This window comes from Devosia sp. T2-14, from assembly GCF_055397495.1.
On the sequence record NZ_AP027921.1, the window covers coordinates 3,729,534 to 3,750,337 of the forward strand.

Annotated in this window: 22 protein-coding genes; 9 read left to right on the forward strand and 13 right to left on the reverse strand. The window is 63.4% G+C overall.

Annotated features, from left to right (window positions below; all coding sequences use genetic code 11):
- Positions 1–8: 8 nt before the first annotated feature.
- The 6 genes from flhB to flgB all read right to left on the reverse strand — a co-directional run bounded on the left by flhB (position 9) and on the right by flgB (position 3,447).
- Entirely contained in the window at positions 9–1,088 is a 1,080-nt protein-coding gene (gene flhB, locus ACZ5WT_RS18455) for a flagellar biosynthesis protein FlhB (protein ID WP_464285214.1), read from the reverse strand.
- Positions 1,089–1,856, reverse strand: coding sequence for a flagellar biosynthetic protein FliR (gene fliR / locus ACZ5WT_RS18460; protein WP_464285215.1), 768 nt, complete (start codon positions 1,854–1,856; stop codon positions 1,089–1,091). It lies immediately after the preceding gene.
- A gap of 1 nt (position 1,857) precedes the next feature.
- Positions 1,858–2,124 carry a flagellar biosynthesis protein FliQ gene (gene fliQ, locus ACZ5WT_RS18465; RefSeq protein ID WP_464285216.1) on the reverse strand — a complete coding sequence of 89 codons (267 nt, stop codon included), beginning with the start codon at positions 2,122–2,124 and terminating at the stop codon, positions 1,858–1,860.
- Positions 2,125–2,265: 141 nt separating this feature from the next.
- Positions 2,266–2,601, reverse strand: coding sequence for a flagellar hook-basal body complex protein FliE (locus tag ACZ5WT_RS18470; protein WP_464285217.1), 336 nt, complete (start codon positions 2,599–2,601; stop codon positions 2,266–2,268).
- A 17-nt stretch (positions 2,602–2,618) separates the two neighbouring features.
- Positions 2,619–3,029: a flagellar basal body rod protein FlgC gene (gene flgC, locus ACZ5WT_RS18475; protein WP_464285218.1), complete on the reverse strand. Its 411-nt coding sequence runs from the start codon at positions 3,027–3,029 to the stop codon at positions 2,619–2,621.
- A gap of 13 nt (positions 3,030–3,042) precedes the next feature.
- Positions 3,043–3,447 carry a flagellar basal body rod protein FlgB gene (gene flgB, locus ACZ5WT_RS18480; protein WP_464285219.1) on the reverse strand — a complete coding sequence of 135 codons (405 nt, stop codon included), beginning with the start codon at positions 3,445–3,447 and terminating at the stop codon, positions 3,043–3,045.
- 183 nt (positions 3,448–3,630) lie between these two features.
- Between flgB and ACZ5WT_RS18485 the strand changes: the two genes are divergently transcribed.
- Positions 3,631–4,308: a flagellar biosynthetic protein FliO gene (locus ACZ5WT_RS18485; protein WP_464285220.1), complete on the forward strand. Its 678-nt coding sequence runs from the start codon at positions 3,631–3,633 to the stop codon at positions 4,306–4,308.
- 16 nt (positions 4,309–4,324) lie between these two features.
- Complete coding sequence (gene fliP / locus ACZ5WT_RS18490) at positions 4,325–5,068, forward strand: flagellar type III secretion system pore protein FliP (protein WP_464285221.1); 744 nt, start codon at positions 4,325–4,327, stop codon at positions 5,066–5,068.
- Between the two features lie 12 nt (positions 5,069–5,080).
- Here fliP and ACZ5WT_RS18495 read toward each other — a convergent pair whose 3' ends face one another.
- The 5 genes from ACZ5WT_RS18495 to ACZ5WT_RS18515 form a co-directional block, all read right to left on the reverse strand.
- Complete coding sequence (locus tag ACZ5WT_RS18495; protein WP_464285222.1) at positions 5,081–8,434, reverse strand: tetratricopeptide repeat protein; 3,354 nt, start codon at positions 8,432–8,434, stop codon at positions 5,081–5,083.
- A gap of 144 nt (positions 8,435–8,578) precedes the next feature.
- Positions 8,579–9,658 (reverse strand): MotE family protein, encoded by a 1,080-nt coding sequence (locus tag ACZ5WT_RS18500; protein ID WP_464285223.1) that lies wholly within the window; start codon positions 9,656–9,658, stop codon positions 8,579–8,581.
- Positions 9,655–10,083 (reverse strand): DUF6468 domain-containing protein, encoded by a 429-nt coding sequence (locus ACZ5WT_RS18505; protein ID WP_464285224.1) that lies wholly within the window; start codon positions 10,081–10,083, stop codon positions 9,655–9,657. The genes ACZ5WT_RS18500 and ACZ5WT_RS18505 overlap by 4 nt, the downstream gene beginning before the upstream one ends.
- Positions 10,083–11,264, reverse strand: a complete 1,182-nt coding sequence (gene fliM, locus ACZ5WT_RS18510) for a flagellar motor switch protein FliM (RefSeq protein ID WP_464285225.1) — start codon at positions 11,262–11,264, stop codon at positions 10,083–10,085. The genes ACZ5WT_RS18505 and fliM overlap by 1 nt, the downstream gene beginning before the upstream one ends.
- Complete coding sequence (locus tag ACZ5WT_RS18515) at positions 11,264–11,743, reverse strand: flagellar basal body-associated FliL family protein (RefSeq protein WP_464285226.1); 480 nt, start codon at positions 11,741–11,743, stop codon at positions 11,264–11,266. The genes fliM and ACZ5WT_RS18515 overlap by 1 nt, the downstream gene beginning before the upstream one ends.
- A 284-nt stretch (positions 11,744–12,027) precedes the next feature.
- Here ACZ5WT_RS18515 and flgF point away from each other — a divergent pair, with 284 nt between their 5' ends.
- The 4 genes from flgF to flgH are packed head-to-tail and all read left to right on the forward strand — an operon-like array spanning position 12,028 to position 15,284.
- Entirely contained in the window at positions 12,028–12,768 is a 741-nt protein-coding gene (gene flgF, locus ACZ5WT_RS18520) for a flagellar basal-body rod protein FlgF (RefSeq protein ID WP_464285227.1), read from the forward strand.
- A 14-nt stretch (positions 12,769–12,782) separates the two neighbouring features.
- Complete coding sequence (gene flgG, locus ACZ5WT_RS18525) at positions 12,783–13,568, forward strand: flagellar basal-body rod protein FlgG (protein WP_464285228.1); 786 nt, start codon at positions 12,783–12,785, stop codon at positions 13,566–13,568.
- Positions 13,569–13,582: 14 nt separating this feature from the next.
- Positions 13,583–14,527, forward strand: a complete 945-nt coding sequence (gene flgA / locus ACZ5WT_RS18530) for a flagellar basal body P-ring formation chaperone FlgA (protein WP_464285229.1) — start codon at positions 13,583–13,585, stop codon at positions 14,525–14,527.
- 19 nt (positions 14,528–14,546) lie between these two features.
- A complete protein-coding gene (gene flgH / locus ACZ5WT_RS18535) occupies positions 14,547–15,284 on the forward strand; it encodes a flagellar basal body L-ring protein FlgH (protein ID WP_464285230.1) in 738 nt (245 codons plus the stop codon).
- Positions 15,285–15,437: 153 nt separating this feature from the next.
- Here the strand turns inward: flgH and ACZ5WT_RS18540 are convergent, their stop codons facing one another.
- The gene (locus tag ACZ5WT_RS18540; protein WP_464285231.1) at positions 15,438–15,935 is read right to left on the reverse strand and encodes a MarR family winged helix-turn-helix transcriptional regulator; all 498 of its coding nucleotides are present in this window, start codon (positions 15,933–15,935) and stop codon (positions 15,438–15,440) included.
- Positions 15,936–16,083: 148 nt separating this feature from the next.
- Here ACZ5WT_RS18540 and ACZ5WT_RS18545 point away from each other — a divergent pair, with 148 nt between their 5' ends.
- Genes ACZ5WT_RS18545 through ACZ5WT_RS18555 form a run of 3 tightly spaced genes read left to right on the forward strand, consistent with a single transcriptional unit; the run spans position 16,084 to position 18,831 of the window.
- Complete coding sequence (locus tag ACZ5WT_RS18545) at positions 16,084–17,787, forward strand: FAD-dependent oxidoreductase (protein WP_464285232.1); 1,704 nt, start codon at positions 16,084–16,086, stop codon at positions 17,785–17,787.
- Between the two features lie 60 nt (positions 17,788–17,847).
- Positions 17,848–18,246 (forward strand): hypothetical protein, encoded by a 399-nt coding sequence (locus ACZ5WT_RS18550; RefSeq protein WP_464285233.1) that lies wholly within the window; start codon positions 17,848–17,850, stop codon positions 18,244–18,246.
- Positions 18,247–18,831: an alpha/beta hydrolase gene (locus tag ACZ5WT_RS18555; RefSeq protein WP_464285234.1), complete on the forward strand. Its 585-nt coding sequence runs from the start codon at positions 18,247–18,249 to the stop codon at positions 18,829–18,831.
- Between the two features lie 35 nt (positions 18,832–18,866).
- On the opposite strand, the gene ACZ5WT_RS18560 is transcribed toward ACZ5WT_RS18555, so the two are convergent.
- A complete protein-coding gene (locus ACZ5WT_RS18560; RefSeq protein WP_464285235.1) occupies positions 18,867–20,756 on the reverse strand; it encodes an FUSC family protein in 1,890 nt (629 codons plus the stop codon).
- Between the last annotated feature and the right edge of the window lie 48 nt (positions 20,757–20,804).

Genomic DNA, 20,804 nt, shown 5'->3' on the forward strand with positions numbered 1-20,804 from the left:
GGATTGGCTTAGCGCGCCTTCCAGCCTGCGCCCTGCTTGAGGCGCATGACGAAGCCGATGACTTCAGCCACGGCCTTGAAATGCTCGCCCGGAATGGTCTGGTCGACCTCGACGGAGGCAAACAGGGCGCGCGCCAGTGGGGGATTTTCGACGATGGGAACGTCATGCTCCTTGGCGATCTCACGAATACGCAGGGCTATGGCGTCAGCGCCCTTGGCCACGCAGAGCGGGGCTTTCATGCTGCGATCATATTTGAGCGCAACGGCAAAGTGGGTCGGGTTGGTGACGATAACCGTCGCATCGGGCACCGCCGACATCATGCGCTGGCGGGCGCGCTCGCTGCGCAGCTGGCGCAGTTTGCCCTTGATATGGGGATCGCCCTCCATCTGCTTGTATTCGTCGCGGGTTTCCTGAACCGTCATCATCTGCTTCTTCCACCATTTCTGGCGGACATAGAGATAGTCGGCCATGGCGATGACCGTGACGACCGCCAGCACGGCGATGAAGATCTTGATACCGATTTCCTGGAAGTCGGCGAGGATGACCAGCGGATCGGCCGTCATCATGGTGTCGAGACGATCCCGCTCGGGCCAGACCACCATGATCACCACGATGCCCACGATGAAGATCTTTAGCAGGCCCTTGCCGAAATTGACCAGCGAGTCGCTCGAGAACAGGCGCTTGGCGCCCGACAGCGGGGAAATCTTGGAGAGTTTCGGGGTGATCGGCTCGGTGGAGACGAGCGGCCGGTGCTGGATGAGATTGGCCAGGACCGCACAGGCTGACAGCACCACCAACGGCAGCAGGATCGTTCCGATCAGCGCCATGGCCAGATTGTTGAAGAAGGCGCCGAAGCCGGCCCCGCCCAGCTGGAACTGATCGGCCTGCATGATGACCAGCTTGAGCTGGCCCATCAGGCCCGCTGCGGCCGGGGGCCCCAACATGGCGAAAATCACCGCCGACCCCAGCAGCATGAACCAGGTAACGACCTCCTGGCTCTTGGCGACATCACCCTTCTTATGGGCGTCCTCAAGCTTCTTTTGTGAGGGGTCTTCTGTTTTGGCGTCTTGCTCGGGGGCGTCGCTCACCTAACCCCTCCACATCGCAAGGTGGTTCTCGAACGAAGTGAGATACCAACCCATCATCATGGTCAAAAGCAGGGCGAGCAGGATCAGGCCGAGAATAATATTGGCCGGCATCAGCACGAAATAGACCTGCATGGCCGGCATCAGGCGAGCCAAGATGCCCGCGCCGAGGTTGAAGACCAACCCGAAGACAATGAACGGAGCAGACATCTGGATGCCTACGCTGAACGCTCCGGCCACCGTGCGGATGGCCAATTGGGCCGCATCATCGAACATCAGCGGCGCATTGAGCGGGAACACCACATAGCTGTCATAGGTGGCCGCGAGTGCGACGTGGTGCAGGTCGGTCGCAAAAATCAGCACCATGCCCAGAAAGCTGAGAAAGCTGCCGAACACCGCCCCCTGCACGCCCACCTGCGTCGGATCGGCAGCCATTGCGGCGGAAAGGCCAGTCTGGAACGCGATGATGGCGCCGGCCACCTGGGTGGCCATCACCGTGATGCGGACGATCGCGCCCAGAATGATGCCGATGGCCAGCTCGTGGAAGACGAGACCGAGAATTGCCATCATATTAGCCGGCATGGGCGGCATGCTGGAGGCCAGCAGCGGATAAACCACCAGCGTGAAGGCCAGCGCGAAGCTGAGGCGCATCCGCATCGGGATCATATCCTCACCGAGCGCGGGCATGAGCATCAGGATGGCGCCGATGCGCGAAAACAGCAGGATATAGATGAAGGCCGTATTGGGCAGCCAATCGACCCCGACCGTCACGTCAGCCGCCCACGATGATCATGTCGACGATGCGGTTCATGTAGCCGCCCATGGTGGCGCCGAGAAACGGCAGCAGCAGCAGCATTGTGACGAAGATCGCGAGGATCTTGGGAACGAAGACCAGCGTCTGTTCCTGAATCTGTGTCAGCGCCTGAAACAGCGCGATGATAACGCCAACGACAAGGCCCACGATCATCATCGGCGCCGAGACGATGATGAGGGTCCAAATACCCGCACTGGCGATGTCGAGGGCTTCTGCGCCGGTCATGCTGGATTCCGCCGGACGAATCGCCGTCCTGAGGCGAGTGTACTCCTTGCGGCAACAAGGTGTGAAAGCGGGATTGCCGCGTCCACCGGTTAGGCGGATGCCCCTGCCCGGGGCCTCGACCTAACGTGGTGGAAGGAAACCTCAGATCGGCATGCGCATGATTTCTTCGTAGGCGGAAATCACGCGGTCGCGGATGGTGACCATGCTCTCGATGGCGATTTCGGTTTCGCTGAGGGCAGTGACCATGTCGACGACATTGGCCTTGCCGTTGACCATGTCGATGGCCATTGCGTCGCTGGTCTTACCGCTATCGACCACGCCCTGCACCTGCTGGGCCAGCATGTCGGCAAAATTGTTGCCGCCGGTGGGAGCAGCCAGCGCGGTGAGATCGGTCTGCGGCTTGGCGGCCTGGTTGATGAGCCGGCTGGCATTGCCATAGGCGGCAGTAGCGGCGTTGAAAGGGGTGCTGATGGCCATTTATGACTCCTGTTCGACTAGCCGCGCAGGATGTCGAGCGTGCGCCCGAGCATCTGCCGCGTAACCGTTACGACGTTGAGATTGGCCTCGTAGGTGCGCTGGGCCTCGCGCATGTCCATCGCTTCAATCAGCGGATTGACGTTGGGATACTGCACATAGCCGCTGGCATCCGCTGCCGGATGGCCGGGCTCGTAGCGCGAGGAGAAATCGCTGTTGTCATAGGCGAGGCGCCCGACTTCCACGATCTTGCCCCCCACTTCGGCGTCGAAGGTCGCCTGAAACGTGGGAATGCGCCGGCGGTAAGGCTCATCGCCCGGCGCCTTGCCCGCAGAATCCGCGTTGGCCAGGTTTTCGGCGATCACGCGCATGCGGGCGGTCTGGGCATGAAGGCCAGTCGCGGCGATACGAAGCGAGGAATTGAAGTCCATACTACGCTAGCTCCTATGCCTGCCGGCCGAGTGCGGTTTTGAGGATCTTGACCGACTTCTGATAGAGCGAGGTGGCGGCCTGGTAATCCATCAGGTTGTTGGTGACCTTCATCATCTCGTCTTCGAGGGTTATGCCGTTGCCTTCCGGGGTAATCTCGAAATTGGCCATGCGCTGCGCGCCAAACGCGCCATCGCTGCCCGAGACCGAGAAATGCATCGGCTGGGTTGCCGTCGTGGTCACGCCCGCCGAGGAGAAGGCCCCGACGCGATCGGCAAAATCGTACTGCGACAGATCGCGCCCGCGGTAACCGGGGGTCTCGGCATTGGCCACGTTTTCGGCCAGCAGGCCTTGACGTGTCTGATGCCAGCGCATCTTGTCGGTCAGTGCCGAGAAAACCGGCATATCCATAAGGCCCATTGGGCAAGCCTCCCCGCGAGTCTCTTCCATAGAGCGCGATGGGCAAATCTTGCCGGGCTATGGTTAATCAAGAGTTAACCAGCGCCCATAACGGGACATCCGGCCTCGCATTCTGCACATTTACGACATGTGATAGGCAATATATGCCGTCCGGATTCGCGACGGACCTGATTTGGAGCAGATATGCAGTTCATCACCAGCCTGTTCGGTGGTTCCGGCAGTACATTCGTGACCGCGGCTTTCGCCCTCGGCGCGGTCATTGTGGCAATCATCCTGGCACTGTGGCTGCTCAAGGTGCTGTTTCGCGCTTCGGGCAATGTGGGCCGCGGCCGCAACCGGCGCCTGAGTGTGGTGGATAGCCTTGCGCTGGATCCCAAGCGGCAGCTGCTGATCGTGCGTCGCGACAATGTGGATCACCTGATCCTGACCGGCGGAGCGCAGGACCTGGTGATCGAGACCGGCATTCCAGTCGAGGAAGCCCCCGCGGCACAGCCCACCCGCCGGCCTGTACCGATGGTGGCCGCCCGCAAGCCGGCCCCTGCCCCAGCCGCAAAGCCGGCTCAAGCAGCCTCGAAACCAGCCGCTCCGGCTCCTGTCGTTGAGCCGCCACGCCCGGCGGGTCCGCCCACGGTGCTCGACCATCTGCGTGAAACCGGCCAGCCCACCAACAAGCGAGCTCACCTCTCCTTGCGCCATACGGGCCTGCTTCGCCCGGTAAACGAGAAGGAATTGCCAGTTTCCCCGGAAAACTCAGCCTCTGCGGCATCGGCAGCGGCCGACTCAGCTAAAGAGGACAGGGCGCGGCGTGACATAGAAGGCACCGACCTTGTCGACGACAACAACGAGGCAACCCGGAACTGAGGCGCCGCCGTCGCGCTTGCGGCGACTCGCACCCTTTGCCGGGCTCGCAGCGCTGGTGCTGCTGACCCTGACGCCAAGCCTCGCCTTCGGGCAGGATATCTCCATCGACTTCGGCGACGATACGACCGTCACCGAGCGCGCGGTGCAGATCATCGGCCTCATCACACTGCTGTCGCTGGCGCCGTCCATCCTCGTGATGGTGACCAGCTTCACCCGCATCGTCGTGGTGCTGTCGCTGCTGCGCACGGCCATCGGCCTGCAAACGGCGCCACCCAATTCTGTGATGGTGTCGCTGGCTCTGTTCCTCACCGTCTTCGTGATGCAGCCAACTTTGCAGCAATCCTACGACCAGGGCATTGCGCCCCTGCTGGCGGGGGAAATCGAATTCGCCCAGGCTTTCGAGCAGGGCAGCGCGCCGCTGCATGAATTCATGCGGGCCAATGTGCGCCAGCAGGACCTGGCGCTGTTCTACGACCTGACGGATGCCCCGCCGCCCGAAGATCCGGAAGCTATTCCGCTGCAGCTGCTGGTTCCGGCCTTCATGATTTCCGAACTCCGCCGGGCGTTCGAAATCGGCTTCCTGCTGTTCCTGCCCTTCGTGGTCATCGACATGGTGGTTGCATCGGTGCTGATGAGCATGGGCATGATGATGCTACCGCCGGTGGTGATCTCACTGCCGTTCAAGCTGATCTTTTTCGTGCTGGTGGACGGCTGGTACCTGGTCGCAGGCTCGCTGGTGCGAAGTTTCGTCAGCGGATAGCCGGGGCCCGCGCTAGAGCGAGGCGAGGCCCGCCGACGGTTCGCTGGCAACGAGCGGCGCCAGAGCGCCTTCACCGCCATAGGTATCGCGATAGGAGGCGAGGAAGGCATTGATGCCCGCGACGCCCGAGACCTGCGCGGCCACTGCCTTGAATTCAAGGCTGGTGACTTCAACCTGACCCGTGACCAGATCGAACATCGGCCATTCCGGCGTCGTGACCATGGCATCGCCGAACTTCGCGCGCAGGCGCGACAGGCCGAACCGGTCACCGGCCAGCACAAAGCCCACACCGGCCTTGATCAGGCCCATACGAACCGGCTGGCTGAGCGGCTTACCGGCGGGCTCGTTGGCATAGAGTGCCTCAAGCATCTCGCTGGCCCGATCGTAGCGGCGGGCCTTCCAATGCGCGTCTATGCGCAGGACGGTCACGTCGCGGCCGCTCATATCGCTGAGCATGTCGAGCGCCAGCTGATCGCGCCCGCCATCAATCATCGCGCGGGCTTCCAGCAGGCGGCGCTGGCGCGCCAGCGACTCCGGCAGGGCGGGCAGACGCGTGGCATTGAGCACGCGCAGGGCGTCTTGCGGCTTGCGGTCGGCCAGGTAGATCACGGCCAGATCAGCGGCAATCTGGGTCTTGGCGACGCCAGAGAGGCGATTTTCCAGCTGGTAGTCGAGCAGTTCGGCGGCCTGGGCGAGAAGATCGACGCGCACCAGTCGCTTGGCGAGGTTGCGGATCATTTCGTCGCCGCGTGCGCCGGGCGGCGTGAGCTGACGGAAATCGTAGTAGAGGCCCAGCGCCTCGACCGGCGGCAGCGAGTCCGCCACGCCATTGAGGAACAGCTCGACAAACACCCGCTGCGACTCGTCGCGCAGAGCATTTATCGACGGATTCTCCGGAAAGTTGGCCACCGCGTTGCGGACGGTCTCGAAACCCTCGCGGTAGCTGCCGTCGCGGAAATAGAACTTGGCGAGCATGGTCTGCATATCCGCCTCCAGCGCGTTGCCGCGCCACAGCAACGCTTCCGCAGACAGCGTCTCGGCGGCCTTGGTCAGGTCCAGCTTACCCTCTTCGTCGAGCAGGCGGAGGGTCCGATATATCGCTTCGGCACGGGTCGGGCGAACATCAGCGGCGATGACCTGACCATAGGTATCGATCGCCTCGGCAATCCGGCCGCGCCCTTCATCAACCCGCCCGGAGAGCAGGTGATAGAGGCTCGCCTCCTCGGGCGTGAGGGTATTGAAGTCGATCAGGTCGAGATTGTTCTCGGCCAACGGCATGTTGTTGGTTTCAACGCCGGCGCGAATGGCGGCGAAGTAGAATTTGTTGCGCGCCCAAAGCGGGTAGTTTTCAACGATTGAAGCCGCTTCGACGGCATCGAGGCTGGCGCCCTTGAAATCGTAGTTGTCGACGCGCGCGATGGTCCTCCACAGCAGGGCATCGATCTCCTGCGCGGAGGTCGCCGAATTGAGAATGGCGAGGGCGTCCGCCGGGCGTGACGCCATGGTGGAGGCGATGGCCTTGGTGATGCGCAGCTTACGCGTCAGGTCTTCGGCCTTGAGATCACCCTCCATGACCTTGACGACACCCAGCGCTTCATGGGCGAAGCCGTTGGCGACGTAGTACTGCGCCAGATCGAGCCGGGCGATGTCACGCTCCCTGCCCTCCCCGCCGGCCGCCTGGGCGCGCAGCAACTCAACGCGCCGGTTGAGCTGGCCAAAGTCCTTCTCTTCAAGCTGCACCAGATCAACGAACCCGCCGCGCAGCGATTCTTCCATCGCGGTACCGGCTAGGCGCGGACCATCGACGGCCGAGACGGTGAGCCCGTTTGGCGTAGAAATGACAGCCAGCTGGTTGTCGAGCGCAACATTGAGCGCGGGGTCATGCGCCTTGATGACGAGGCCATGCACGCTCCGCATCGCGGAGAAATCGACATAATTCAGCGTGCGGGTGACACCGCGCGCCGGGGGATAGGCGGTAACGACCGAAAGCATGTCGCCCACGATCGGATCGCGGAACTCATGTACGCGGGCCGGACGCTCGACATTGGCCACGACCTCGAAGTCGCCCTCCACGTCGCGGCGGCGGGTGAGGTCGATCGGCTCGGTGGGCGTCAGCATGATGTCGCCCAGCGACAGGACCCAGGCCATGCCTTCCGAACCCAGGGTCGCCAGCCGATCCTGCGACAGCTCGATGCGCACCACCTGCGTATCGCCCGACGGCAGCACGGCGAACTCGCTGGCCAAGGCATCGAACTCACCAGAATTGGCGGGCTGCTTGATGCCGGAGGTCGTGTCGAAGATCATCCAGACTGTGTCGCCCCGGCGGAACACGGCGGCTGGCGTATCCTGCTCGAACGGGAAAACCACGCGAACCGTAGAACCCAGGACGCTTACAAAGGGCGAAATGGTTCGTCCGACATTGTCGGCAGAGAGCGCCTCGACATTGGCCGATGCGAGCGATGCCGCTTTGACGGCAGCCTGCTCGGCCTTGGCCTCGTCGAGCTGATCGACCAAAGCCTCGGGCGTGAAGCTGGGCAAGCCGATGCCGGCAATGTCGATATCGAGCACGAACTGGCGCGGGGTGGTTTCGTAGAAGCGCGGAACAATTCCTTCCGCCATTTTCAGCGAGACCATCGCGCCGTCGGGCGTAACCGTGCTTTCCACCGACGCAACTTCTGGCGGCAGATCGGCGGCAAGCTCGCGCATATCCACACCTACGGGCCACTCGAAGGCGATATGATAATTATCGCCATCGCGCAGAAATTCGGATTGGGTCGGCACAGTCCAATCGAACTGCAGGCGCATGAAGGTGGGATTGCGGCCGATGCGGACCCGGGCCTGCGGATCGAGCGCTACCACATCATCGGCCTTGCGCTTGCGCTCAGCCTCGATGGCCGCGAGGCGGGCGCGTTCGGCCAGCTCGTCGATAATGTCTTGCGGCAGCGCCGGGGGCATGCCCTGCCAGGTCTGCGGCATCAGGTCGATGAAGAGCTTTTCGCCGGCCTCAATGCGGTTGAAATTGAACGCGGAGCGCAGGCCCAAGCGCAAACCCATGCCATCGGGATCAACCCGGGCAACCGAGAGATAGGACGGCATGGTGGTGCCGACATCGGGCAGGATGACCTCGACCTTTTCCTCGAACTCGATGGAAAGGACACCATTTTCGATGCGCATCGAGTATTTCGGCAGGGTATCGCGGCCGGGAAAGCTCAGGATGAGCCGGGCGTAACCATCTTCCTGGGTGGCGTAGAGTTGGCCCTGCTCCTGCGCCAAAGCTGGCGAGGCCAGGCACAGCACCGCCATAGCGACACCGAACCCCACGACCCGTCTAGCGCGCCGCATACCAGACTTGATAGCGGTCTTCACTGGCTTCTGCCCGCCCGACGCACATGACGCGTCGGCTGGCGAGGCATTCAGCCCCGAGATCAGCAAACGCATGGGTTACACAATACTCTCGTGCCGACCCTAGCGCCCGCGGCTTAACGCGGCCTTACTCCGAACGGAAAACCCTTACTGACCAACAATCTGCGGCAGGGCCGCGAAGTCACCTGCCGTCATCTCGACGGCCGGTGGCTTGTCGGCAATCGCGGCCATGCGAACGGTCAGTTCCTGGGCGCGGGGGGCGGACATCTGGGCCAGGATCGGCGCCATCTTGCGCGGGCTCATGGTCTTGGCGACGCGCAGCAGCACTTCCATGTCGAGATTGTTGAAGATGGTGGCGGCATCCTTGGGACGCATGGCCTCATACATCGCGACAATCCCGGCAAACTGCCCCTTCTCCATTTCCTGGCGCTGATCGACCAGCGACGAAATCTGGGCTTCGAGCGCCTCGAGCGTGGCGGCCCTTTCCTCGATGCGCTTCTCGGCGGCATCAACAATGGAGGCGCGCAGAGCCAGGTCGTCCTCGAACTGCTTGAGCTCGCCACGGCGTGATGCCAGGCGCTCCAGCAACTGCTGCTCGGTGATCGAGGCACCGGCCGGGAGCACCAGCGGAACATGCTCACCCTTGGGGCCAAGCTCGGTCGGAACGACATCGCCGGACGGCAGGCAGTCGGTGGCCATGGCCTTGGCGAAGCTGCCTTCGGGAACCGGCGCCGGCTCGGCCGCAACGATTCCCTCGCGCGGCAACACGACCTCTCCGGTCTCGGTAAGGGTGGCATTGGGTTCGATGCAATAGGTGCTCGAAACCGACGGCGCGCCGGCCACGGACGGCGCAGCGGGCGCGGCATGTTCGCCAGCCGGGGCTGCGGCCTCGGCGGGAGCACCATGGCCAGCAGCTGCGTCTGCTGCTGCCGCGGGGGCGCCATGGCCGCCAGCGGCTTGAGCCGCTGCCGGGGCACCCAGCGTGGGCGAAACGTCAGAGAGGGTCGGCGTGGTATCGGACAAAGTCGGCTCGGTCGGGAGGGTGACCGTCGGATCCCCGCCCTCGGGCGCGGCGCCCGCCGAACCGCTGGAGCTTGCACCGGCCGCGAAGGCAGAGGTGACGCCCGTGAGCACATAGCCGCCATTGGTGACCAGACCCAGGGTCTTGAGCACCAGCAGAGCGGAAATGGCCATCACGACGACCGGTAGCAGGCGGATATTGGTCACGCAGCGGCTCCGCGATTGCGCACGCGCGCCGAGAGCTGATCGAGGGCCGACTGGACCTTGTTGGGCGCTTCGACAGGCTCGATGGCCTGGCTGTGGCGGGCCACGCTGGTGATCTTGGCGATGCGCTCCATCAGCACGGTGCCAGCATTTACGTGCTTGGCCAGCTCGATGCCGAAGCGTTCGGCTTCTTCAAGGCGAGAATTGAGCGACAGATCGGCTTCGACGGCCGTCTGCTTGAGCTCCTTGATCGCCTGATTGGCCAGATTGGTGGCACCGACCAGGTCGGCGACCATCTTGCGCATTTCATCCTTGTCGGCGTGAAGGCGCTTCAGGCGCGCATTGAGCACGACGCAATATCCGATTGTCAGCGCGAGCAGAACGGCGACAGCGCCTTCCACGAACAGCCCCAGAGGCAAGCCGAACATCATCGTCCTTCCATTTTCTCGTCGATCGCTTCAAAGGCCGCCATGGTGACCTTGGGCGGGTTGAGCGGGCGGGTAACCCGCACCGATACGTGATTGCCGATATGGCCCATGATGGCCTCGGTGAGTTCGACATCGCCGCAACGCAGCCGGACCGGTTCGGTGGGCGTGCGATCGAACATGATAGTGTCGCCGGGCTTCAGCCCCAGTACGCGAGACAGCGGCAGATCCTGCTCATGCAGCACGGCCTCGATCTCGACGTCGGCAGAATAGATTTCAGTCGCCAGATGGCCTTCCCAGATCGGGTCACGGCCGAACTTTTCACCCATGAACATCTGCAGCAGCTGTTCGCGGATGGGCTCGATGGTGGCGTAGGGCAGCAGGATCTCGATCTTGCCACCGCGGTCATCCATTTCGATGCGCAGCTCAATCAGGATCGCAGCATTGCCTGGGCGGGAAATGGCAGCAAAGCGCGGGTTGGTTTCCATGCGCTCAAGCTTGAAATTGACCTGCGTCACAGGCTCGAAGGCGCGGTGCGTGTCCTCAAGGATGATCTCGATCATCCGGCGGGCCAGCGCCATTTCGATCGTGGTATAGGGCCGCCCCTCGACGCGGATATTGCCGGCGGTGCGGCGACCACCCAGCAGCACGTCGATCATCGAGTATATGAGGCTCGAGTCGACGGTGAGCAGCCCGTAATTCTCCCACTCCTCGGCGCGAATGACCGAGAGAATGGCCGGCAGCGGGATGGAATTGAGGTAGTCCCCGAACCGCACCGAGGAGATGGAATCCATCGTCACTTCGACGTTGTCGGAGGTGAAATTGCGCAGCGACGTCGTCGCGAGCCGCACCAGGCGGTCGAAGACGATTTCGAGCATCGGCAGACGCTCGTAGCTGACGAGGGCCGAGTTGATGAGGGCCTGGACGCCGGTCAGTTCGACATTGGAGCCAATGCTGGCATCAAAGCCGAGCAGGCTGTCGATTTCATCCTGGTTGAGCACGCGATCGACGCCACCATCGCCATCGGCGTCGGTGCCTTCCAACATGGCAGCCCATTCGGCAGCAGCGGCGGCGTTGCGCTGCTCCTCGGTCATGTCCTCTTCGGCGATGGTAGACGCAGCACCAGCGACATCGTTGAGCCCCCAGTTCGCCGCCAATTTTTCCTGATCGGTTGGCTCAGCCATTACTGCACCAGGATTTCCTTGAAGAGGATGGATTCAACGCGGCTGGGATAGATCGCGACGTTGACGCGGCGCAGCAGTTCTTCCTTGAGGCGATAGACGCCCGCGGAGCCCTCAAGATCCGACTTGCGCAGCTCGCGCAGATAGACCTGGAATGAATCGATCACCTTGGCCATGCGCGGCTGGATCTCGAGCATCATCTCTTCGTTGGCGACTTCGAGCGCGATGCCCAGCTTCATCATCGCCGCGCCCTGCTCGGCATTGTTGAGGTTCACGATCATCGGCGGCAGGTTGAAGATGAAGGTGTGCGCAGCTGCGGCGGCAGCCGTCTCTTCCTTGGCCGGCGTGGATGACGACAGGAATACATAGAGCCCCGCCCCACCGAGTAGCACGACGACAGCCGCGGCTCCGATGATGATAAAGAGCTTGGGTATCCCCTTCTTGGCTGGGGCGCCGTCTTCGACTTCTGCTTCAGCGGCCATGCCAACCTGCAAACACTAGGCTTTCCGGACGATTCCGGACGTCCGTCCAGCTAAGGCCGAGATGGTTAACGAAAGGTTACAATCACCCCCTCAGCGGCAATATTTGCCGGGCAAATTTTGCCACCCTCGGCAGATTGCCCTCGGCAAGGTTAGCACACATATTTCTCTATCTACTTGATTTTATTCAATTTACCGGCTTGGCATGGTTTCTGCAAAGTAAATACCGAGGCGCCGGCTTGGGGAAGTCGGCAGCTTCGGGGACGTTAACTTTCCGGGGATCAGCGATGATCGAAAACGCGCAACTTATCAGCCTGAGCCGGCAGATCGCGCTGCAGCGCCAGATGGACGTTGTGGCCAACAACATGGCCAATATCAACACGACCGGCTTCAAGGGCGAACAGCTGCTGTTCGAAGAATTCGTGATGCCGGTTGCGCGCAACCAAGACTTCCCCACTCTCGACCAGCCCCTCTCCTATACGCAGGACTGGGCTACCGTTCACGACCTGACCGGCGGCGCCATGGTGCAGACCGGCAGTGAGCTTGACGTAGGCCTCAACGGCGAAGGCTTCTTCGCAGTGCAGACCCAGGGCGGCGAACGCTGGACCAAGGCCGGTTCGTTCCAGCTCAGCGCCAACGGCACGCTGGTTGACCTCAACGGCAACGCCGTGCTCGGCGAAGGCGGCCCGATCCAGTTCGGGCCCGACGAAACCGGCATCCTCGTTGCCGCTGACGGCGCCGTCAGCTCGAGCGCCGGTGCCAAGGGCCGCCTGCGCCTCGTCGAATTCGCCAATCCCCAACAGCTCACCCGCGAAGGCAACAACCTGTATGCCGGTGGCACGCCTGTCGCCGCCACCAATACCCGCGCCATGCAGGGCTTCGTCGAAAAGTCGAACGTGTCGGGCGTGACCGAGATGTCGGAAATGATCCGCGTCACCCGCGCTTACGAATCCGCCGCGAACCTGGCGCAGAAGCAGGACGAGCTCCGCCGCACTGCCATCCAGCGCCTCGGCGACACCAACGCCTGACCTGAGGACACGCCATGAAAGCCCTGTATATCGCATCGACCGGCATGAGCGCTCAGGAACGCAACGTCGAAGTCATCTCCAACAACATCGCGAACATGCGCACCACTGGCTACAAGCGCCAGCGTGCCGAGTTCGAAGACCTGCTCTACCAGCAGATCACCCGCGCCGGATCCCAGACCTCCGACCAGGGCACCATGGTTCCCGCCGGCCTCGAAATCGGCTCGGGCGTACGCACCGTGTCCACCCCGCGCGTGATGAGCCAGGGCTCCGTCAACGTCACCGAGCGCGAGCTCGACGTCGCCATCCGCGGCGAAGGCTTCCTGATGGTCAACCTCCCCGACGGCCGCACCGCCTACACCCGCGACGGCTCGCTGGAACGCTCCGCCGATGGCGAGCTGGTCACCTCGGCCGGCTACCCGATCCAGCCCGGCATCACCATTCCGGGCCTGGCTACCTCGATCGCGATCTCGCCCGACGGCATGGTCAGCGCCTATCTCAACAATGAGAGCACCCCGACCCAGCTCGGCCAGCTCCAGCTTGCCCGCTTCGTCAACAAGTCGGGCCTGGAATCGATGGGCGACAACATGTTCATCGAAACCGCCGCCAGCGGCCCCGCCCAGGTCAACGTGCCCAACACGGACGGCACCGGCAGCCTGCTGCAGAACTACCTGGAAATGTCCAACGTCAACTCGGTGACCGAAATCTCCGACCTGATCGCGGCCCAGCGCGCCTACGAAATGAACGCCCGCATCATCTCTGGCGCCGACCAGATGATGCAGGCCACCAGCCAGCTGCGTTGATGGGAGCGATGACCATGATCCTGCGTACCGCACTCGCCGCCGTCACCACCGTACTGTTGACCAGCGCCGCCCTCGCAACCCCGGTCCTCAAGTCGGAAACCGTGGTCACCAATTCGGTTGTGACGCTGGGCGACCTGTTCGACGAAGCTGGCCTGGCTGCCGAGGAAGCCCTGTTTCGCTCGCCGCTGCCCGGCACCACCGGCACGGTCAAGCTGAACGACGTTCGTTCGGCTCTCGCCCGTATCGGCATCACCCAGTTCGACGCCAATGGCCTCGACGGCATCCGCGTCAGCCGCGCCGCTTCGGTGGTTGACGAGAAGGTTCTGTCCGACCTGATCGCCGCCGACCTGAGCGCCCGCGGCATCCTGAGCAAGGGCATGAGCATCAACACCATGTTCAACGGCGCCGTCCGCCCGGTGAATGCCGAAGCCAGCGCCCAGCCCGCCCATGTCGTCAACCTGCGTTACCTCCCCGGCGCCGGCACCTTCTCGGCGCGCTTTGCCATCGACGGCATCGAACAGCCCCTCGATGTGTCGGGCACGATCGAGATGATGATCGAGGCTCCCCACATCGCGGGCACCCTGGCCGCTGGTACCGTGCTCGGTGGCGACAACATCGTGATGCGCCCAGTTCCCCTCAAATATGTCGAGAGCACCGGCGTCGCCCGCCTCGAAGACGTGCTCGGCAAGGCCCTGGTGCGCCAGAGCCGCGAGGGCATGATGCTCAAGCCCTCCGACGTTGCCGCTCCCCTCATGGTGTCCAAGAACGACGTCGTGACCATCTATTTCCGCAACGGCCCGATGACCCTCACCGTCAAGGGCCAGGCCATCACCGGCGCGGCCGAAGGCGGCCCGCTGCAAGTGCTCAACCTCATGTCCAAGCGCGTCGTCAGCGCGACCGCCATCGCTGCGGGCGCCGTCGAAGTCAGCGCCAATCCGCTCGCCGTAGCGGGCCTCTAAGTTTCAGGAGATCAGTACCATGAACATCTTCAAGCTCGCCGCCCTGCTGACCCTGACCGCCACGCTCGCTGGCTGCAACACGATGGATCGTCTCGCCAGCGTCGGCAACGCGCCGCCGCTGACCGCCATTTCCGACCCCACCACGGTCGCCGGCTACCAGCCAGTGCGCATGCCGATGCCCGAAGCCATCGCTGACACCTACCAGCCCAACTCGTTGTATCGCACCTCGGCAAAGGGCTTCTTCAAGGATGAGCGCGCCCACCGCATCGGCGACATCCTGACGGTCATGGTGACCATCGATGACAGCGCCAAGATCGCCAACACCACCCAGTCGGGCCGCTCCTCGACCAACTCGGCCGGCATGGGGGGGATCTTCGGCGCCGCCGTCAACAATATCAGCGGCGGCAGCTTCGACCCCTCGGCAGCCATCGAGTTCGACTCGGGCATGAGCAACCGCGGCAATGGCTCGGTGAACCGCTCGGAATCGCTGGCGACTTCGGTTGCTGCCGTCGTCACCCAGGTCCTGCCCAACGGCAATCTGGTGATCGAGGGCCGTCAGGAAGTGCGGGTGAACTTTGAAGTCCGCGACCTGATCGTCGCCGGCATCGTCCGCCCGTCCGACATCCAGGCCAACAACACCATCACCTCGTCCAAGATCGCCGAAGCCCGCATCGCTTATGGCGGCCGCGGCCAGATCACCGACGTGCAGCAGCCCCGCTACGGCCAGCAGGCAATGGACGCGATCCTGCCCTTCTAACACCCCGGTTTCCCTGCGTCGCATTCCCCCAATGGCGGCGCAGGTCTCCCCGGCAGGTTGCAGAACGCGCCTGCCCGGCTGGCTCCAGAATGGACACCAGCTTTCAAAAGAGGCGCAGTCTCCCCGGGCTGCGCCTCTTCCCCATTCTGGTGGCTACTGCGAGATCCCCAGGGCCCGCTCGGCATTCATCCTGAGCTTGCCCAGACCAGCCATGATCTGGCGCTCCTCGGCGTCATCGATGCCCGCGAGGAACGTGTCGAACATCTTCGCCCCCTCCTCCTGCATGATCTTGAACACCGGCTCGGACGACTCGCTGACATAGACGCGGCGAACACGATGATCGCTCTCGTCGGGGCGGCGAATGATCCAGCCCTTGGCCTCAAGCCGTTCCAGCACCTTGCCCGTCGACGCGCGGCCCATCTGCATTATGGCGGCAAGCTCGGTCTGGGTGGCGCCCGCATGTCCAGAAATGTGCATCAGCGCCCACCACTGTCCATGGGTCAGCTGGTGCTGATGCATCACATGGTCGAAGTGGGTGCTGATGAGCCTGGACAGCTCGTGCATCATGTAAAGCAGGTTGGCATGCCGCATGGGCGCCTCCCTCTTGCCGACCGAAGCCGATCGACCCTCGCTGTGCGTTTTCTCGGTCATCCTAGCCTCTTAACTACTCGGCCCCTGCTTACATCAAAAATTGCGCTAGCGAAGCCTCGCATACGATTGTATGTGGGCATACAGACTTGTATGTTAGGCAACAATCTGGCGGCAAAACGCCGCTGTCCATCCCGGAGGAAGGGTATAGATGTCCAGCAACGAAACGTCCCGCGTCTCACGCCGCGGTTTCATGAAGGCAGCCGGCCTTGGTGCGGCGAGCACCGCGCTCGGCGCAACCACCATTGCCAGCGCCCAGGCGCAGGAATGGGACGAAGAGTTTGACGTTGTTGTCGCCGGTTCGGGCGGCGCGGCACTGGCCGGCGCCATCGGCGCTCTCGACAATGGCGCAAGCGTCGTCGTGCTCGAAAAGGCAGCCTTCATCGGCGGCACCACCGGCAAGTCCGGCGGCGGCTCGTGGGTTCCTAACAACCGCTGGATGGCCGACCACGGCTACACCGACAACAAGGAAGACTACCTGCGCTATGTGGCGCGCGTGTCGTTCCCCGAGCTCTACAACGACAAGAGCCCGACCCTGGGCATGACGGACCACCATTGGGCCCAGCTCAATGCGTTCTGGGATCACGCAGCCCGCGTCTTCCACACGCTCAACGACGAAGGCGCCCTGCCCGTCTTCACCTTCCTGTCGTGGGACGGCAAGCCTGCGCCGGACTATCACGGCCAACTGCCGGAAAATAACGACATCCGTGGCCGCCAGGTCGCGACCAACAACGAAGGCAAGACCGGCTTCGGCGCCGACATGATCGACTTCATGTCGACTTATGTCGAAGAAAAGGGCGCGGAAATCCGCACCGAAAACCGCGTCACCCGGATCATCAAGGATGAGACCGGCCGCGTCGTCGGCGTTACCGTGGAAAGCCCTGAAGGCACCAAGACGATCCGCGCCAAGAAGGGCGTGATCTTCGGCACCGGCGGCTTCACCCACAACCCGCATATGCGCACCCAGTTCCTGCGCACCCCGGTCATGGGCGGCTGCGCCGTTCCCACCAACGAGGGCGACCTGATCAACATGTCGGCTGAGATCGGCGTGAAGCTGGGCAACCTCAACGAAGCCTGGAACCAGCAGGTCATTCTCGACCAGGTTCTGGAATTCTCGTCGGTTCCCTCGGGCGTGTTCTTCCTGGGCGGCGACAGCTCGATCGCCGTCAACAAGAACGGCAAGCGCATGTACGACGAAAAGTACGTGTACCCAGAGCGTACCCGCTCGCACCAGGTGTATGACCAGTGGGCCGGTGACTATCCGAACCTGTACCAGATCTTCATCTTCGACGAAGAGTGCCGCAAGTTCGGTGGCATGCTGATCCCCGGCGTCGGCGCCGACCTGCCTGCACACGTCATCAAGGGCGATACCCTTGAGGAACTGACCGCCAACGTTCAGGCCAAGTTCGACTCCCTGGCCGACCGCCTGGGCACCTACAAGCTGGCCGACGACTTCGTCGAGTCGCTCAAGGGCACCATCGAGCGCTACAACGGCTTCGCCGAAAATGGCAAGGACGAGGACTTCCATCGCGGCGAAGCCCCGATCGATGCCTACTTCCATGCTGTGCCATATGATCGCGGTATGAAGAACCCCTACATGGCTCCGATCTCCGCAGAAGGCCCGTATTACGCCATTTTGCTGGGTGCAGGCACCCTCGACACCAAGGGCGGCCCTGTCTTTGATGTGAATGGTCAGGTCATCGATATCCATGACAAGCCAATTCCGGGCCTCTATGCTGCGGGCAACGCTACGGCCTCGCCTTCGGGCAAGAGCTATCTTGGCGGTGGCGGCACCCTCGGCCTCGGCATCACGTTCGGCTATCTGGCCGGCGAGCATGCTGCCAAGCAGGCCTAAACTAGACTAAGTACCTTCCGGGGTCGGCCCGACCGGCCCCGGTCATTTCGAGGAATGAAAATGAACACGCTTCGTATGGCGGCGACCGCTGCCTTCATGATCATCGGCAGCTCGGCCGCTTTCGCCGCAACTTGCCTTGAAACCTACACGGCAAAGGTTGAGCCGATCGTCTCCAAGAAGTGCGTGGCCTGCCACAACGATGCTTCGTCGGCTGCAGGCCTGTCCTTCCAGAAGGGCTCGGGCTACGACATGCTCGTCAACGTCGCCAGCACCGAAGCTCCCGACATGATGCGCATTGCACCCGGCAGCACCGAACTCAGCTACGTGATGCACAAGCTGCTGAACACCCATGAGTCCGTCGGCGGCTCGGGCACCAAGATGCCGCCTGCTGGCAGCCTCAAGGACTCCGAGATCGAAAAGATCACCGCATGGGTCGATTCCTGCGAGGTCGCGCAGTAATTGTCGCGAAGCTTCCTCTATACGAGCAGGGAAGGCGCGCCAGACGGCGCGCCTTTTCTTGTTTTTCACGACCGCTATCTGCTCCTGCAGGACGCTGAGGCACTGGCAAAGGTGATCGATGACGATGCGATCCGCATCGCAGTTCAATCCCCCCGCGCACAGTCAGCGGGCGGCAGCGGCATCACCAAGGGCTACTTCTGGTACATTGGCCCCCTCAACAAGCCGGAACTATCGACCCTGGGCGACGGGCTCTATCAGCTCGAGCTGCTGATCGACGAGACCTTCGAGCGCTACGGACAGCGCAAGATCGGCCTCTACGGCACGGGCGAAGGCGGCGTGATCGCCATGCTCGCCGGGCTGATCTTCCCCGACAAGGTTAGTGCCGTCGTTGCAATCGACGCGCCCTTCCCGACCAATATCGACCAGATGCCACTCGAGGTCCGCGCACTTGACGGCCTGCCCGTGCTGCTCAGCGGCGAACATGCGGCTTCAGCTCACGACGCGTTGACCCAGCGCGGTGCCTTGGTGACCACCGCTGAAACGGCGCCCCAGCCTCAGGCCATCGCCGACTTCCTGCGCCAATAGGCTGCGGCGCGACGCCGATGTCGCGCCCGGCCGCTTTAACTGCGCAGCTGCTCGACCGGGCCGATCCGCGACAATCCCACAGCACCTGCCTGGAACACCGCACCTTCGCCGGGGGCGGCACGATCCAGCCGCTCGGCCAGCGCGATGAGGCCATCCCGCGCGGCGGGAATTTCCAGATTGGCGATGCGGCGCAGCACGAGCCGCCCGATACGCCTTGTGCTTTCCGGCACATCCCGGCGCTGCTCAAGCTGGTGCAAAGCAAAGACATTGCCCGCCACGTCAAACAGCCCCAATGCCTTTTCGACCGCGTGATTGCCCCTGTCCCCGGCACTTGCCACCCAGCGATAGAGCCGCAGCAGGCGGTGGTAGTAGCGGGCATTCCATTGCAGCTGCCGCAGCTGCGGGTCGGGCCGCCGAGCCAGCAAAACCACGTCGTTGAGCATCATGGTGATCACAGCCCGCGCCCGCGCCGCAGCATCGGTGGGGAACAGCAGGCGGAATGCCAATAGGGTCAGCACCGGAGCCGTCACCACCGCCAGCGCCTGAGCCACCGTATGCTGGAAATCGCCCGTCAGCGGAAAATGGGGCTGCGCCAGCAGCAGAAAGACCAGGTTGAAATCGAAGCTCCCCAGGGCCGTCTTGCGATGCGCCAGCGGCAAGGCCCCGAGCAGGATGAAGGGCATCATCAGGAAGACGAGGTCCGCCTCGCTGCCCGCCGATGGCCAGACAAGCCACCGCACAATGAGGAACATCACCGCCCCCGCAAGCTGGCCAAAGAAGACATGCACCATGATGCGCAGCGGGTTCTCCCAGGTGGAGAACAGCGACACCAGAACCGCCGTACCCAGCATCATATAGGGGCCATAGACCCAGCCCGTGGTGACCCAGACAGCGCCCACCGCAAGGAGGGTAATCAACGTACGAAGGGCGGCGTGCCGGGCGCCGATCCAGTCGCGGTGGCTCGGCGGCTGCACCGCCACTTCGGCGTCGGCCTGCCGCAAATCGCGGTCATTGGCGAGCAGTAACGCATCGAGCAGGGACTGCACCGCCGGCTGGTCGGCGACGGCGGCTCGCGCGGCGTCAACGGCCTCGGCAAGGGCCCTGTCGTCGTCCCGCTCAATGGCCTCGGCAACGCGCTGCAGGGCCTCGGCAGCGCCAGCGGGATCGTTGGTCGGAACGGGCCCGGTGAACAGCACATCCATCTCCGCGATCAGCAGCGCCCGCAGACGGCGCACATATTGGCGCTGCGGCAGCGAGCCGGCGTCATGCGCATCGAGCCCCTGGTCGAGCCGGGCGATCTCGGCCAAGGCGGCCTTCTCGTCCAACTGCCCGGCGACAGTCCCAGCAAACCAGCCGGCCAGCACCCGGAGCGTTCCCGCCACATGCTGTCCATGCTCCCGCCACAGCGCACCGCGCGACGAGGGCAGCGCAAACAGCCAGCCGGCCAGCAGCGCCGTGATGACCCCGACCATGACCGTCGCAAAACGATCGACACCCAGCGCGAAAATGCTGGTGTGGCTGGCCGTGCCAAGCAGCGCCACCATAGAGGCGGTATAGCCGCACAGCAGCGCCCCATAGGCCACAAAGCCCCGCAGCAAGTTGCCCACCCCGGTACAGAACCCCACCCAGGCCGCCAGGCTGAGCGTGAGGATCAGCGGATCGCCCTGCGCCAGCGCTACTATGACAACGCCGACGACGCTGCCCACCAGCGTTCCGGCGCCCCGGAACAGGCTCTTCTCGATCAGCATGCCGCGAAGGGGTTGCGACGCAGCCCACACCGTCATGGCCGCCCATTGCGGATGCTCGAGCCCGATCAGCCACGCCACGACCAGCGCCACGCAGCCCGCCAGGGCGACGCGGAACGCGTAGGCGAGCCGGGAGGTATCAAAACCCCAGCGCTCCATGGTGGAGAGCACGGCGCTCATGGCGTCGCGCTCGACATGGCGGGGAGTCGGGTGGAGGCCAGGCGGGCC